We start from the raw sequence: 13,599 nt of genomic DNA, 5'->3' as shown, positions 1-13,599 counted from the left end.
GGCAGGCTTGGTCCGTTGCCGCCATTTTAGTTTCGCTTGAAACTGTTGCAAGGACCAAATTCCGGCGCAGGATGGGGTATCCGAGACTCTTCCCACAGACGACGCCCCGCCGATGCCGCCCGCCCGCCGTTTCCGCTCCGCCTCCTCCAAATCCGTACCCGCATCCGGACCGGCGGAGTTGCCGGCGCTGCATTTGACGCGCTTCCTGCCCTATCGGCTGTCGGTGCTGGCCAACACGGTCAGCCACACGCTGGCGAAACTGTACGAGAAGCGGTTCGGCATCACGATCCCGGAATGGCGGATCATCGCCGTGCTGGGCGGCGGCGAGACGATGAGTGCCGGCGAGATCGCCCAGCGCACCGCGATGGACAAGGTCCAGGTCAGCCGCGCCATCAGCCGCATGCTCGACTCCGCCCTGATCCTGCGCGAATCCGGCGACACCGACCGCCGCAAGGCGCTGCTGACCCTGACGCCCAAGGCGCTGGCGATCTATGCGGAGATCGTGCCGATGGCGCTGACCTATGAGGAGGAGGTGACCGACGCCCTGTCGATCGACGAACGGGCGCAGCTCGATATCCTGCTGTCCAAGCTGCAGGCCCGCGCCGACCAGTTGGCCGGCCGCCCGACACCGGTCGGCGCGCAGGCGGAGCCTGTGGAAGAGTAGATCACCCGCCCTTCACCTTGTGCAGCGGCTGGCTGCTGCCGGCATCGACGCGGCCGCGGCCGGGCTCCTCCGCCTCCAGCGGTGCGCAGGCGACCATGGTGGCGAGCGAGCGGCGGGCGAGGCGCCGGTATTCCTCCGTCCCTTCCGACTTCCAGGCGACCTCGTCGGGCCGCAACTCGCGCATCACCTTGGCCGGCAGGCCGGCCACCAGCGTGCGCGGGGGAACAACGAATCCGGCCTTGACGAAGGCCATGGCGGCGACGATCGACTCCTCGCCGATCTCCGCCCCGTCCATCACCACCACATTCATGCCGACCAAGGCGTTGCGACGGACGATGCAGCCGTGCAGCACGGCGCCATGGCCGACATGCCCATCCTCCTCGACGATGGCGTCATGGCCGGGGAAGGCGTGGAGGGTGCAGTTGTCCTGCACGTTGCTGCCCCGCTGCAGCACGATCCGGCCGAAATCGCCGCGCAGGCTGGCGCAAGGGCCGACATAGCATCCGGGTCCGACCACCACGTCGCCGATCAGCACGGCGGAGGGATGGACGAAGGCGGTCGGGTCGATGACCGGAATCACGCCGTCGATGGCGTAGACGGTCGGACGCGGCAGGGTGGGAGCGGTCATGGTCGGGCGGTCCTCGGTGTCTCTGGTCCGGTCTTTTGCTGTAAGGCTACACCGCCGCAGGCTGTACGCGATACTGATTTTCCGCCATAGTGAACATGGCTGTATCGCTTCGCCGACGGGTTCGCCGATGCCGAAGCGAGGGCTTGATTGGTATCAAATGAAACCGTATCGTTGGCAACAACAACAATCCGCCAGCGCGTCCAATCATGGTTTCCGGGGAGGAAACGCCCAATGCACGCGACCTTCAGCTATCCGAAATACAGCTTCATACCCTCCGACGAACAGCGCACCGGCACGGTCCGGCGCCACCCGGTCGTGGTCATCGGTGCCGGCCCGGTCGGGCTGACCGCGGCGCTGGATTTCGCGCGCAAGGGCGTGCCGGTGGTGGTGCTCGATGCCGAGGATACCGTCAGCGTCGGCAGCCGCGCCGTCTGCTACGCCAAGCGTGCGCTGGAGATCTGGGACCGGCTGGGCGTCGGCCGGCGCATGGTCGACAAGGGCGTGGTGTGGAAGATCGGCAAGGTCTTCAACGGCGACCGCATGGTCTACCAGTTCGACCTGCTGCCGGAGCCCGACCACAAGATCCCCGCCTTCATCAACCTCCAGCAATATCACCTGGAGGATTTCCTGGTCACCGAAGCCCTGAAGTGCGAGTTGATCGACCTGCGCTGGCTGTCGCGCGTCGTCTCCGCCAGGCAGGAGGCCGACCATGTCGCGCTGCAGGTGGAGACGCCCGACGGCGTCCACACGGTGGAAGCCGATTGGGTGATCGCCTGCGACGGCGCCAAGTCGTCGGTGCGCAGGATACTGGGGCTGGAGTTCCAGGGGGAGGTGTTCAAGGACCGCTTCCTGATCGCCGACGTGGTGATGACGGCCGACTTCCCAGCGGAGCGCTGGTTCTGGTTCGACCCGCCCTTCCACCGCAAACAGTCGGCCCTGCTGCACATGCAGCCCGACAATGTCTGGCGCCTGGACTTCCAGCTGGGCTGGGACGCCGACCCGGAGGAGGAGAAGAGGCCGGAGCGCGTCATCCCCCGCGTCCAGGCCATGCTCGGCGCCGACACGCCGTTCGAACTGGAATGGGTGTCGGTCTACACCTTCCAGTGCCGCCGGCTGGAGCGCTTCCGCCATGGCCGCATCCTGTTCGCCGGCGACAGCGCCCATCAGGTCTCGCCTTTCGGCGCGCGCGGCGCCAACAGCGGCGTGCCGGACGCCGACAACCTGGTGTGGAAGCTGGCGCTGGTGCTCGACGGCAAGGCACCGGAGGCACTGCTGGACAGCTACAGCGACGAACGGGTGGCGGCGGCCAAGGAGAACATCCTCAACTCGACCCGCTCCACCGACTTCATCACGCCCAAGAGCGAGATGAGCCGCGTCTTCCGCGACGCCGTGCTGGAACTGGCGGCCAACCAGCCCTTCGCCCGCTCCCTGGTCAATTCCGGCCGCCTGTCCACCCCCACCACCTACACCGGCAGCGCGCTGAACACGCCGGACACCGACGGCTTCGCCGGCCGGATGGTACCGGGGGCACCGGCGACCGACGCGCCGGTGGAGCGCGACGGCCATCCCGGCTGGCTGATGGAGGCGCTGGACGGACGCTTCACCGTGCTCTACGCGGCGGCCAGCGACGAAATGGGCGGGCCGGTCCCGGCGGAAGTGGCGGCGACGCTGGACACGCTTGCCGCCGGGCCGCTGCCTCTGGTCTGGCACGCGGTGACCGAACGGCGCCGCGGCATCGCCGGAGAGCTGGTGGACAGCGCCGGCCGCCTGCGCGAGCGCTACGACCTGACGCCCGGAAGCGTCTACCTGATCCGCCCCGACCAGCACATCGCCGCCCGCTGGCGCCGCTTCGACGCCGCGGCCCTGTCCGCAGCGTTGGACCGAGCGGTCGGCCGCTGATCCTTGAACTCCGGAGACCACCCATGACCAAGCTGATGACCGGGCCGCGCTTCGCCAGCCCGGACGACGTCTACCAACTGTTGATCGACAGCCACCGCGACCTGACCCCCGACCAGAGCACCCGCCTGAACGCCAAGCTCATCCTGCTGCTCGCCAACCACATCGGCGACCCGGAGGTGCTGGCGGAAGCGCTGCAGGTGGCGCGGCAGGGAGTGGAATAGGGGTTTCCGCCAGCCGCCGCCTCCCCCGCTGACGCCCAGCTCAAGATGGCGTACAAAGGCACAAGAGCCCTTCCCTTGCGGAGACTGTGCCCACCATGCTCCTGCGCCGCCTGTTCGCCCTGCTGGTCTTGCTGCCGTGTTGCGGCCCCGCCCTGGCCGAAGGGTTGATGCAGACGGCGCTGTCAATCCCCGCGCGCTACGCGGACGGCAGTTCCGCCGCGCTGGAGGCGATGCTGCTGCGGCCCGACGGTACCGGCCCCTACCCGGTCGCCATCCTCAGCCACGGCACGCCGCGCGACCCCGCCGACCGGGCGCAGATGACGCCGCTGCGCTACCTGCCGGAGGCCCGCGAGTTCGCCCGGCGCGGCTGGGCGGTGGTGGCGGTGATGCGCCGCGGCTATGGCGGGTCGGATGGTCCCTACAGCGAGTCGACCGGTGCCTGCAACAACCCCGACTACCTGCGCTCCGCCCGCCAGAGTGCCGAGGATCTGCGTCAGGCCATCCGCTATGTGGCGGGCCAGCCCTATGCCGACGCCGGCCGTATCCTGGCGGTGGGTGTGTCGGCCGGTGGGCTCGCCAGCATCGCGCTCAGCGCCGATCCGCCGCCGGGGCTGAAGGCGGCCATCAGCTTTGCCGGCGGCCGCGGTTCCATCGCCGACAACGAGGTCTGCCAGGAGAACCGGCTGGTCTCCGCCTTCGGCACGCTGGGCCGCAGTTCGCATGTTCCCACCCTGTGGATCTATGCCGAGAACGACCTGTTCTTCGGCCCCGACCTCGCCCGGCGCCTGTGGACGGCCTTCACCCAGGAAGGCGGACGGGCGGAATTCATCGCCGCCCCGGCCAACGGCAAGGATGGGCATTCCTTCTTCAGTGCCGCCATCCCGCAATGGACGCCGATGGTCGACAGCTTCCTGGCGAAGAACGGGCTGGTCCCGCGCGGCACGCCGGTCGCGCTGTCGCTGCCGTCACTCGCCCCGCCGCCGGAACTGTCGGCCGCCAACCGGGCCAAGTTCCCCGCCTATGTCGAGGCCGGCGGCAACAAGGCCTTCGCCGTGGCGCCCGACGGCGCCTATGGCTGGAAGTCCGGCCTGCGCAGCCTGGACGAGGCGCAGAAGGGAGCGCTGGAGAGCTGCGCCGCGCACAGCCAGAAGGGCTGCCGCATCGCCTACCTCAACGACCGCCCGGCCGGTGCTCCCGCCAGCGGCGCGTTGGCCGAGGAGCGCCGCGGAACGCCCGTCAGGCTGGAGCCTCCGCCGGAACTGTCCGCCGCCAATCGCGACAAGTTCGGCGCCTATGTCGCGGCGGCCGGACGCAAGGCCTTCGCCGTGTCGCAGGACGGCGCCTTCGGCTGGAAATCAGGGATGCCCAGCGAGGACGCCGCCCGCCGCGCCGCCCTGGACAATTGCGCCAAATTCACCCGCCACACCTGCTATGTCGTGATCGTCGACGACCAGCCTCTGCGGTGAGAAAGCGCGCGCAAGGAAAAGGCCCATCCAGCGATCCCGGACGGGCCTTTTCCATATCGGCGATCCCGCCTCCACCCCGGTCGAGGCAGGGTCAGCGCGGGGCCAGCACCATGACCATCTGGCGGCCTTCGAGCTTCGGCATCTGCTCGACCTTCGCCAGCGCCTCCAGCTCGTCGCGGACGCGGACCAGCACATTCATACCCAGATCCTGGTGCGCCATTTCACGGCCGCGGAAGCGCAGGGTCACCTTGACCTTGTCGCCTTCATCGAGGAAACGGCGCGCCGAGCGCATCTTCACGTCGTAGTCGTTGTCATCGATGTTCGGCCGGAGCTTGATCTCCTTGACCTCGATGATCTTCTGCTTCTTGCGGGCCTCGTTCGCCTTCTTCTGCGCCTCGTACTTGAACTTGCCATAGTCGAGGATCTTGCAGACGGGCGGTTCGGCCTGGGGAGCGATCTCGACCAGATCGAGACCGGCATCCTCGGCGGCCAGCAGGGCATCGCGCAACGACACCACCCCGATCATCTCGCCGTCGGCACCGACGAGACGAACGGAACGAGCCGAGATCTCCCGGTTCACCCGCGGTCCATCGCGGGTCGGGGCGGCTTCGGACGGAATCCTGGCTATGGATGCTTCTCCATGGTCTGAAACCATGCAGAAGCCGGCCGTCCGGAGGAGCGGCCGGTATCCGCAAGGTCGGTTAGAACGGCGAGTCGGTCACGACATCGCCGGCCGGCGATTTCGCATCCTCAAGCAGTTTAGCAACCGCCGCATCGAGGGCAAGAATTTCCTGATCCTTGCCGCCCAGCACGCGGAGCGCGACCGTCCGCTCGTCCGCCTCGCGCTTTCCGACCACCAGCATCAGCGGCACCTTCTGCAGGCTGTGCTCGCGGACCTTCAGGTTGATCTTCTCATTGCGGGTGTCGAGTTCGACGCGCAGGCCCTTGCGCTTCAGCAGCTTCGCCACTTCCTCGGCATAGCCGTCGGCTTCGCTGGTGATGGTGGCGACGGTCACCTGGACCGGCGACAGCCACAGCGGGAACTTGCCGGCGTAATGCTCGATCAGCATGCCGATGAAGCGCTCCATCGACCCCAGGATCGCCCGGTGCAGCATGATCGGCCGGTGGCGGGCGCCATCCTCGCCGATGTAGCTGGCATCGAGCCGCTCCGGCAGGTTCGGGTCGTACTGCAGCGTGCCGCACTGCCAGGTCCGGCCGATGGCGTCGGTCAGGTGGAACTCCACCTTCGGGCCGTAGAAGGCACCCTCGCCGGGCAGTTCCTCATACTCCAGCCCGGCGTCGCGCAGCGCCTGGGCCAGCGCCCCTTCGGCGCGGTCCCACAGCTCGTCGGCGCCGGTGCGGACGTCCGGACGCAGCGCCAGCTTCACCGAGATCTTGTCGAAGCCCAGATCCTTGTAGACGCCGAGCTGCAGCTTGAAATACTCGGCCGCCTCGCTCTGCACCTGGTCCTCGGTGCAGAAGATGTGGGCGTCATCCTGGGTGAAGGCGCGCACGCGCATGATGCCGTGCAGCGCGCCCGACGGCTCGTTGCGGTGGCAGGCGCCGAACTCCGCCATGCGGATCGGCAGGTCGCGGTAGGAGCGCAGGCCGTGGCGGAAGATCTGGACATGGCCGGGGCAGTTCATCGGCTTGATGCCCAGCAGCTTCTCGCCGCCGTCCGCCTCGACCTTGAACATGTTGTCGCCATACATGTCCCAGTGGCCCGACGCCTTGAACAGCGAGCTGTCGATCAGCTGCGGCGTCTTGACCTCGACGTAGCCGGCGCCCTTCAGCTTGGTGCGGATGTAGTTTTCCAGCGTCTGGTAGAGCGTCCAGCCCTTCGGATGCCAGAAGACCGAGCCGACCGCCTCCTCCTGGACATGGAACAGGTCGAGTTCCTTGCCCAGCTTGCGGTGGTCGCGCTTCTCCGCCTCCTCGATCTGGTGCAGGTAGGCCTTCAGTTCCTTCTCGTCGCGCCAAGCGGTGCCGTAGATGCGCTGGAGCATCGGGTTGCGGCTGTCGCCGCGCCAGTAGGCGCCGGCCACCTTCATCAGCTTGAAGCCCTGCCCGACCTTGGCCGTCGTCATGGCGTGGGGCCCGCGGCACAGATCCAGCCAGTCGCCCTGGCGGTAGATCGACACCGGCTCGCCCTGCGGGATCGCCTCGATCAGCTCGGCCTTGTAATGCTCGCCGAGATTCTTGAAGTAGGCGACCGCCTCGTCGCGGTCCCAGACCTCGCGGACGATCGGGATGTCGGCCCCGACGATCTCGCGCATCTTCGCCTCGATCTTCTCCAGATCCTCGGGCGTGAACGGCTCGTCGCGCGCGAAGTCATAGTAGAAGCCGGTGGCGATCGACGGGCCGATCGTGACCTGCGTGCCGGGATAGAGCTTCTGCACCGCATCGGCCAGCACATGGGCGGCGTCGTGGCGGATGACCTCGAGAGCGTCGCCGTGGTTGCGCGTGACGATCTCGATCTTGGCGTTGGTGGTGACGGTGGTGGTGAGGTCCTTCACCGTGCCGTCGATCTTGACGGCAAGCGCATCTTTGGCCAGGCGCGAACCGATCGACTGGGCAATCTCAAGCCCCGTCACCGGCCGGTCGAACTCCCGCACGCTGCCGTCGGGCAGCGTGATGGCGATGTTGGACGTCACCGAAGTCACCATTTCACTAGTGTTGGTCTCACCCGCATCGGGTGCCCGGACCTGGCCGGGAACGCGAAATTTCCATCGCCGCATGGGGGAATGTCAAGCGCGGCTGCGGAAATCAAGGACTTCAGGCAACTCATGGCTTTATTTTTGCCACGTCCGCCGTATATCCTGCGGATATCCGATCCGCGACCATCGCAGCCGCAAGGAGGCCACGCGCATGCAAGTCCAACTGGCCCGATGGGGCAACAGCCTGGGCATCCGCATCCCCAAGGACATCGCCAATCAGGTGGGGCTGCGCGACGGCGCAAGGGTGGATATTCACGCCGAAGGCGACCGGATCGTCATCACTGCGGACCGTCCCCGCTACAGCCTCGACGAACTCATGAAAGGCGTCACGCCGGAGGCGATGCGGGAAGCATTCGACTGGGGACCCGATATCGGCCGCGAGATCGTCGAAGAATGACCGAAGGCGAATGGGAGCCGGAAGCCGGCGATCTCGTCTGGACCGACTTCGATCCTCGGACCGGGCGTGAGCAGGGCGGACGCAGACCGGCGCTGATCGTGTCACCCCGCGCCTTTTGGCAAGCGACCCGCTTCGCAATCGTGTGTCCGATCACCACGCGCGTTCGCCCATTTCCCAGCAGTGCCGTCCTCCCGCCGGGTCTGCTGATCGCCGGTGAAATCCTGACCAGTCATGTGCGCAGCATCGATACCTTGTCCAGGCCGCTGCTGTTCTCCGGCGCATCCGCCCCATCGACCATCCTGGCGGAGGTCCGTGGGAAGCTTGCGGCACTGATCGGGCTTTAGAGCCTCTCCCTCACTCCGGCTTCCGGCTCAGCCGCGGTTCGCCGAACAGGTAGCCCTGGCCGAAGTCGAAGCCGGTGTCTAGCACCTCGACCAACTGGTTCTCCGTCTCGATCTTCTCGACGATCAGGTCGACGCCCTCGGCGGCGCAGCGGCGGCGCAGCTCGCGGACCCGCTCGGCGTTGGCGGGATCCAGCACCAGGGCGCGGTCCAGCTTGATGCAGCGGAACTCGTGGCGCAGCAGCCGGTCCAGGTCGATGGCGAGGTCGGTCACCTGATCCATCGAAAAGCGGAAGCCCAGCCGCGACAGCTGCGACAGGATGCCCATCGTCACGGCCCCGCCGGCACTCACGGCATGTTGGCTCAGCTCGAACACCAGCTTCGGCACCAGGGCGTGGTTCTGCGCCATCATGTTCAGGAACTGGCGCATGAACTCCGCGTCGGCCAGCGTCGCGGCGGAGATGTTGGCGAAGAAGCCGATGGCGTGCTGGCGCCGCTCCGTCTCGCGGATCAGCTGGACGCAGCGGACGAGTTGCAGGTTGTCGATGGTGGCGATCAGCCCCTCGCGCTCGGCGATCTCGAGATAGCGGTCGGGCATGATCTGCTGCCCGTCGGCGGCGCGCACGCGCGAGAACACCTCGTAGAAGCGGTGCTTGCGCTGCGGCAGGCTGACGATGGGCTGGAGATAGACGTCGATGCGGTCGGCCTTCAGCGCGTCGCGCACCGCCTCCAGCACCGCGGCATCGTCCATCGGCACCGGCGTGGGCACCGGCGCCGGCGGTGCGGCCGGAGCGGGACGGCGCTCGGCTCCGGCAGCCGGCGGGCGCGGGGCGCGGCGTTCGGTCAGGCGGGCGACCAGCGACTGCAGAAGCCTCACCTCCTGCATCACCGCGTCGTAACGGCCGCCGTCGGACTGGCCTTCACGTTCGGCCGCCAGCCGCTGGTCCAGCAGCCGGGCCAATTCCTCCACCCGGTCGTTCAGGCGGGCGATTCGCCGGGCGGCCCTGCGCTCGCGCTCCAGCCTCGTCACCACGTCGTGGACCAGGGCGCCTGCCAGCACCACCAGCGCGCCCGTCAGCCACGCCACCAGCGGATCGGCCTCCGGACGCAACGCCCACAGCGCCGCACCGGCCGAACCCCCGGCGATCAGATAGGCCAGCGCATAGACGAGGTGCGTCAGCAGGGTCATCGCGGGAACCACGGTGGCGGATATGGCAATGCCGGGACGGAGATCGGCGGTCAGGGCCTTCACGGGTGCGCGAGCCTCCGGCATGAGCATGACACGGAACCGCCGCCAGCGTTCCTACTGTCGGGACGCCGGCTTGACGATCCGTTAATGCTACGCCCCTGCCCGCCGCATCCTGCGCGGCATCGGCGGTGCCGGCGTCAGCGGTGATCCACCCCGACCGCCTCGGCGACCGAGCGGAAGCCGTCGCGGCGCAGCAGTTCCGCCAGTTCGCGGCGGATGCGGTGGACCACCGCCGGCCCGGCATAGACCATCGCCGAATAGAGCTGGACCAGCGAGGCGCCGGCCCGGATCTTGGCATAGGCGTCCTCGCCCGTCGCGACGCCGCCCACCCCGACGATCGGCAGCTTGCCGCCGGTCAGCGCGTAGATCTCGCGCAGGACGGAGGTGGAGGCCTCGAACAGCGGACGGCCGGACAGGCCGCCGGCCTCGCCGCGCATCGCCGCCGGGATGATGTCCGGCCGGGCGATGGTGGTGTTGGAGACGATCAGGCCGTCGATGCCGGATTCCAGCGCCACCGCGGCGATGTCGCCCTTGTCCTCCACCGTCAGGTCGGGGGCGATCTTCAGCAGCAGCGGCGGATTGCGGCTCAGGCCGCAGGCGGCCCGCGCCTCCAGCACCCGCTCCAGCAGGGCGCGCAGCGGGTCGCGGCCCTGGAGCGCGCGCAGGCCCGGCGTGTTGGGGGAGGAGACGTTGACGACCAGATAATCGGCCAGCGGCGCCAGCCGGCGCACGCCGATCACGTAATCGTCGGCGGCCTCCGCCGTGTCCTTGTTCTTGCCCAGATTGGCGCCGACGATGCCGGGCGCGCGCTTGGCGGCATCGCGGCGGCGCTCCAGCCGCTGGGCGAAGGCCTCCAGCCCCTCGTTGTTGAAGCCCATGCGGTTGATGACCGCCCGCTGCTCCACCAGCCGGAACAGGCGGGGGCGCGGGTTGCCGGGCTGGGGCCGCGGGGTGACGCTGCCCGGCTCGACGAAGCCGAAGCCGAGGTTGAGCATGGCGTCGACCACCTCGGCATTCTTGTCGAAGCCGGCTGCCAATCCGACCGGGTTGGCGAAGTCCAGCCCCCAGACGCGGGTGTGCAGCGCCGGCTCGTCCTTGCCGCGGGCCGGCGGGACCAGCCCGGTCTTCAGCGCCTTGATGGTCAGGCCATGCGCGGTCTCAGGCTCGAAGCGGAACAGCAGCGGCCCGGCAAGCGGATAGAGGTCGATCACGGAACGAGGTCCTGAAGGGGGAAGGGAAAGCCGGCTGGGAAGACATGGCGCCCGTCCGGCCCCAGCGACAGCGGATCGGCGCGCAGCACGGCGTCCACCGGCAGCGGCCCGTAGAGGTGCGGGAACAGCTGGCCGCCGCGCGACGGCTCCCAGCGCAGGGAGTCGCCCAGCCGGTCGGCATCCACCGTCAGCAGCAGCAGGCCGTCCTGACCGGCGCGGTGCTTGGCGGCACTCTCCACCACCTGGGCGGCGGTCGAGAAATGGATAAAGCCGTCCCGGGCATCCTGGGACGAACCGGGATAGCGGCCGGCCGGGCGGGCGGCGTCCCACTCGTCCGCGCGGCACATATGGTGGATGATGCGGTCGGTCATGATGGCCGGACACTATCCCAAGGCGCGGCCAGCGGCCAGACGCATCGAAGCCGCAGGGCTCCGCTCCCGCGGCGCACAACGCAAGATCGACTCCCCGAATGCAATTCCGCACGCGCTGCGCGTTGCATTTTGCAAAGCACACTCGAAACTATTCGGCATTTTGCGGGTATTTTTGATATTCGCCGGGCCCTGGCGACGGCGATCGGGCGACCCACGCCCGGCAACTCCCACGATTCCAAGCTCCAGCGCCGCTTTCGCGACTTGGCATCCCTTTTGCTGTGACAGATCAAAGTCAACGGAGGACCCGCCATGAATGCGATTTCCATGAGCCTGATGAAGAAGACTCAGACCTGCGACACCGACCTGGGCAGCTCGGTCACCGCCATGGGCGCGTTGTGCGAGCCGGGTCAGACCGTGGTTCCGCTGAAGCCGAGCGCCACGATGCTGGCCGCCGGCGCGCGGGCCGGCGGCGTATCGGTCGAGGTGGCCTGGAAGATCTACCAGACCATGATCCACCACGTCGACTGAGCCGGCCCGCCACCGTCCTTCGCCGTCAGCGCCTTCCGCCATCGAACGGCAGGAAGCCCGAATCGAGCTTGGTCTCGATCCGCAGCAGATGGTCGGTCAGGCGCTGCTCCACGTCCTTGAGGGTCGCGAAGGAGACATAGGTCTTCGCGACCTCCAGCTTGTAGGCGGCAAGGCTCTCGCGCCCCTGCGTCTGGGCCTCCTCCGCACGGGCGCGCAGATCGTCCAGCGCGCTGTCGGAATCCTTGCGCACCTTCGTGATCAGCCAGAACAGCCCGCCCATCGCCGGCAGCTCGACGGCGGTGATCCACCAGGCGAGATCCAGGCTTCCAGTCAGGGCATCATGCATCGGGATCTCCCGTCATAAGGTTTGAGAAGACGCGTCAAAGGTCCCAATCCGCCGGTGCCACCAGCGTGCCGGCACCGCGCCATTCGGCGCGGCGGTCGGGCGGGGCGGGGCTGCGGTCGAAGCGGTGGGGTTCGGCACCCAGGCAGCCGGCCACCGCGTCGAGCCCGTCGTCCGGTCCGCGGTAACGGCCGTCCGGGCGCCAGTCGCGCATCTCCCGGATCAGCGGCGTTTCCCAGACCGAGCCATGGGCCAGCAGGCGCCGGTCGGCCAGCAGGGCGTCGAAGGCTTCCAGGATGCGCCGGGCCTTGGGCGTATGGCTGAACTGATCGACCACCCCGGCGGCCAGCCGGTCATGGCGCAGACGCTCGCGCAGCAACCCGGGCAGGAAGCGGCCGAGGCCGTTGACCTCCACATGGATCGCCGGCAGATGATTGTCGGCGAGCAGGCGGGCGACCTGCCGGCATTGCTGGTCGGCCTCCGTCTCCTCCGCCTTGGGATCGACGGACAGGTACAGCACCCGGTGCAGGTAGAGGCGCCGGTCCTCCCCGCCGAACACCGCGGCGACCACGCTGCCGTCGCCGCTCCTGCCTCTGCCGCCCTCCCCCTCCGCCGGGCGGGCGAAGGCCGGGTCCCACCAGCAGGTGGCGGAGACCAGCTTCACCCCGTCCAGCGTCAGCACCGCGCGGCCCAGCGCCTCCCGGTACTCCAGCTCCGCGTCGTAGCGGCCGAGCTTGCCGACATGCAGCACCCCGTCGGCGGCGTTGACCGGGCGCAGCAGCATCTGGCTGGCGAACTTGTTGGGGCCGGTGGATTTGCGGATGCGGGCGACATGCGCCTCGCCGAAGCGCTCCTTCCAGGCATAGCTGCGGTTGCCCGCGGCATCCTCGCTGTAGACCGGCAGGACCAGCCGTTCGAACCCGTCCAGGAAGGGCGGGCCGCCGTCCTCGGTTTCCTCGGCATAGAGGCTGTCCAGCGCATGCGGCGTGCCGACATAGAGCTGCGCCCCGCCCGGCACCAGCACATACTCCAACTCCGACAGACGCTCGCGCAGGGCGGCGCGCTTGACCGCGGTGTCGGCATTGCGCGGCACCTCCACGTCGTCGCAGATCACCACGTCGGCCCGGCTGCCGGTGATGTTGCCGCCGATGCCGGCCGCCGCCATCGATGGGTCGCGCAGTTCCATCGGCCGCAACACGGTGAAACGGTCGGCCGCCCACTGGTCGCGCGCCGATGCCGGCGGCTTCAGGTGGCGGCAGTCGGGATGGCGTTCCAGGATGCGCTTGACGTTGCGCACCATCTTCATCGCCAGCTTCAGGTCGGCGGCCAGCACCAGCAGCCGGCGGTTGGGATCGCGCAGCAGCAGCCAGGCCGCGAACAGCCCGACCAGCGTCGATTTCCCCGATCCGCGGAAGGCCATCAGCAGCATGCGCCGGTTCTGCCCGGCCAGACAGCTTTCCAGCCACCGCGCCATCCCGGCATGATGGTCCGGGGTCTTCAGCTCCACCATGGCGTTCCAACCCTGGACGAAGCCGGAAAAACTGTCGTCTCCAGGCTCGGTCAT

At 68.4% G+C, this 13,599-nt stretch carries 15 protein-coding genes; 7 read left to right on the top strand and 8 right to left on the bottom strand.

Translation table 11 applies throughout. From position 1 onward, the window contains the following. The first annotated feature begins 112 nt into the window (after positions 1-112). Positions 113-664, top strand: a complete 552-nt coding sequence (locus tag JHL17_RS03120; RefSeq protein WP_200190592.1) for a MarR family winged helix-turn-helix transcriptional regulator — start codon at positions 113-115, stop codon at positions 662-664. A 1-nt stretch (position 665) separates the two neighbouring features. Here the strand turns inward: JHL17_RS03120 and JHL17_RS03115 are convergent, their stop codons facing one another. Further along, positions 666-1,292 carry an acyltransferase gene (locus JHL17_RS03115; protein WP_200190591.1) on the bottom strand — a complete coding sequence of 209 codons (627 nt, stop codon included), beginning with the start codon at positions 1,290-1,292 and terminating at the stop codon, positions 666-668. A gap of 231 nt (positions 1,293-1,523) precedes the next feature. On the opposite strand from JHL17_RS03115, the gene JHL17_RS03110 reads away from it, so the two are divergent. From JHL17_RS03110 to JHL17_RS03100, 3 genes are all read left to right on the top strand, one after another. After that, positions 1,524-3,191, top strand: a complete 1,668-nt coding sequence (locus tag JHL17_RS03110; protein ID WP_200190590.1) for an FAD-dependent oxidoreductase — start codon at positions 1,524-1,526, stop codon at positions 3,189-3,191. Between the two features lie 23 nt (positions 3,192-3,214). Further along, positions 3,215-3,412, top strand: coding sequence for a DUF2783 domain-containing protein (locus tag JHL17_RS03105; RefSeq protein ID WP_200190589.1), 198 nt, complete (start codon positions 3,215-3,217; stop codon positions 3,410-3,412). A gap of 95 nt (positions 3,413-3,507) precedes the next feature. Further along, the gene (locus JHL17_RS03100) at positions 3,508-4,878 is read left to right on the top strand and encodes a CocE/NonD family hydrolase (protein ID WP_200190588.1); all 1,371 of its coding nucleotides are present in this window, start codon (positions 3,508-3,510) and stop codon (positions 4,876-4,878) included. Positions 4,879-4,969: 91 nt separating this feature from the next. Here JHL17_RS03100 and infC read toward each other — a convergent pair whose 3' ends face one another. Both infC and thrS read right to left on the bottom strand, forming a co-directional pair. Further along, positions 4,970-5,533 carry a translation initiation factor IF-3 gene (gene infC, locus JHL17_RS03095; RefSeq protein ID WP_200190587.1) on the bottom strand — a complete coding sequence of 188 codons (564 nt, stop codon included), beginning with the start codon at positions 5,531-5,533 and terminating at the stop codon, positions 4,970-4,972. 46 nt (positions 5,534-5,579) lie between these two features. Continuing rightward, on the bottom strand, positions 5,580-7,544 hold the full coding sequence (gene thrS, locus JHL17_RS03090) for a threonine--tRNA ligase (protein ID WP_200190586.1): 1,965 nt from the start codon (positions 7,542-7,544) through the stop codon (positions 5,580-5,582). A 202-nt stretch (positions 7,545-7,746) separates the two neighbouring features. Between thrS and JHL17_RS03085 the strand changes: the two genes are divergently transcribed. Together JHL17_RS03085 and JHL17_RS03080 are read left to right on the top strand one after the other, a co-directional pair. Further along, a complete protein-coding gene (locus tag JHL17_RS03085) occupies positions 7,747-7,992 on the top strand; it encodes an AbrB/MazE/SpoVT family DNA-binding domain-containing protein (protein WP_200190585.1) in 246 nt (81 codons plus the stop codon). Next, complete coding sequence (locus JHL17_RS03080) at positions 7,989-8,336, top strand: type II toxin-antitoxin system PemK/MazF family toxin (protein WP_200190584.1); 348 nt, start codon at positions 7,989-7,991, stop codon at positions 8,334-8,336. The genes JHL17_RS03085 and JHL17_RS03080 overlap by 4 nt, the downstream gene beginning before the upstream one ends. Positions 8,337-8,346: 10 nt before the next feature. Here the strand turns inward: JHL17_RS03080 and JHL17_RS03075 are convergent, their stop codons facing one another. The 3 genes from JHL17_RS03075 to JHL17_RS03065 form a co-directional block, all read right to left on the bottom strand. Further along, positions 8,347-9,585, bottom strand: a complete 1,239-nt coding sequence (locus JHL17_RS03075; RefSeq protein WP_345773741.1) for an EAL domain-containing protein — start codon at positions 9,583-9,585, stop codon at positions 8,347-8,349. 134 nt (positions 9,586-9,719) lie between these two features. Beyond that, on the bottom strand, positions 9,720-10,793 hold the full coding sequence (locus JHL17_RS03070; protein ID WP_200190582.1) for a quinone-dependent dihydroorotate dehydrogenase: 1,074 nt from the start codon (positions 10,791-10,793) through the stop codon (positions 9,720-9,722). Further along, positions 10,790-11,164 (bottom strand): DUF952 domain-containing protein, encoded by a 375-nt coding sequence (locus JHL17_RS03065; protein WP_200190581.1) that lies wholly within the window; start codon positions 11,162-11,164, stop codon positions 10,790-10,792. Before JHL17_RS03065 ends, JHL17_RS03070 begins: the two co-directional genes overlap by 4 nt. Before the next feature lie 309 nt (positions 11,165-11,473). Here JHL17_RS03065 and JHL17_RS03060 point away from each other — a divergent pair, with 309 nt between their 5' ends. Beyond that, the gene (locus tag JHL17_RS03060; RefSeq protein WP_200190580.1) at positions 11,474-11,692 is read left to right on the top strand and encodes a hypothetical protein; all 219 of its coding nucleotides are present in this window, start codon (positions 11,474-11,476) and stop codon (positions 11,690-11,692) included. 25 nt (positions 11,693-11,717) lie between these two features. On the opposite strand, the gene JHL17_RS03055 is transcribed toward JHL17_RS03060, so the two are convergent. Continuing rightward, positions 11,718-12,038 (bottom strand): hypothetical protein, encoded by a 321-nt coding sequence (locus tag JHL17_RS03055; RefSeq protein ID WP_200190579.1) that lies wholly within the window; start codon positions 12,036-12,038, stop codon positions 11,718-11,720. 34 nt (positions 12,039-12,072) lie between these two features. After that, positions 12,073-13,599 (bottom strand): phage terminase large subunit, encoded by a 1,527-nt coding sequence (terL, locus tag JHL17_RS03050; RefSeq protein ID WP_200190578.1) that lies wholly within the window; start codon positions 13,597-13,599, stop codon positions 12,073-12,075.

The organism is Azospirillum endophyticum (assembly GCF_016595245.1).
Taxonomy (GTDB): domain Bacteria; phylum Pseudomonadota; class Alphaproteobacteria; order Azospirillales; family Azospirillaceae; genus Azospirillum; species Azospirillum endophyticum.
This window is presented reverse-complemented; position numbering and strand designations above follow the sequence as displayed.

What these genes read in the sequence shown, in the direction of transcription:
- JHL17_RS03055 (WP_200190579.1), bottom strand. Translation starts at nt 12,038, where the DNA reads ATGCATGATGCCCTGACTGGAAGCCTGGATCTCGCCTGGTGGATCACC.
- JHL17_RS03105 (WP_200190589.1), top strand. Translation starts at nt 3,215, where the DNA reads ATGACCAAGCTGATGACCGGGCCGCGCTTCGCCAGCCCGGACGACGTC.
- thrS (WP_200190586.1), bottom strand. Translation starts at nt 7,544, where the DNA reads ATGGTGACTTCGGTGACGTCCAACATCGCCATCACGCTGCCCGACGGC.
- JHL17_RS03065 (WP_200190581.1), bottom strand. Translation starts at nt 11,164, where the DNA reads ATGACCGACCGCATCATCCACCATATGTGCCGCGCGGACGAGTGGGAC.
- JHL17_RS03115 (WP_200190591.1), bottom strand. Translation starts at nt 1,292, where the DNA reads ATGACCGCTCCCACCCTGCCGCGTCCGACCGTCTACGCCATCGACGGC.
- JHL17_RS03085 (WP_200190585.1), top strand. Translation starts at nt 7,747, where the DNA reads ATGCAAGTCCAACTGGCCCGATGGGGCAACAGCCTGGGCATCCGCATC.
- JHL17_RS03110 (WP_200190590.1), top strand. Translation starts at nt 1,524, where the DNA reads ATGCACGCGACCTTCAGCTATCCGAAATACAGCTTCATACCCTCCGAC.
- infC (WP_200190587.1), bottom strand. Translation starts at nt 5,533, where the DNA reads ATGGTTTCAGACCATGGAGAAGCATCCATAGCCAGGATTCCGTCCGAA.
- JHL17_RS03120 (WP_200190592.1), top strand. Translation starts at nt 113, where the DNA reads ATGCCGCCCGCCCGCCGTTTCCGCTCCGCCTCCTCCAAATCCGTACCC.
- terL (WP_200190578.1), bottom strand. Translation starts at nt 13,599, where the DNA reads ATGACCGAGCCTGGAGACGACAGTTTTTCCGGCTTCGTCCAGGGTTGG.
- JHL17_RS03100 (WP_200190588.1), top strand. Translation starts at nt 3,508, where the DNA reads ATGCTCCTGCGCCGCCTGTTCGCCCTGCTGGTCTTGCTGCCGTGTTGC.
- JHL17_RS03060 (WP_200190580.1), top strand. Translation starts at nt 11,474, where the DNA reads ATGAATGCGATTTCCATGAGCCTGATGAAGAAGACTCAGACCTGCGAC.
- JHL17_RS03080 (WP_200190584.1), top strand. Translation starts at nt 7,989, where the DNA reads ATGACCGAAGGCGAATGGGAGCCGGAAGCCGGCGATCTCGTCTGGACC.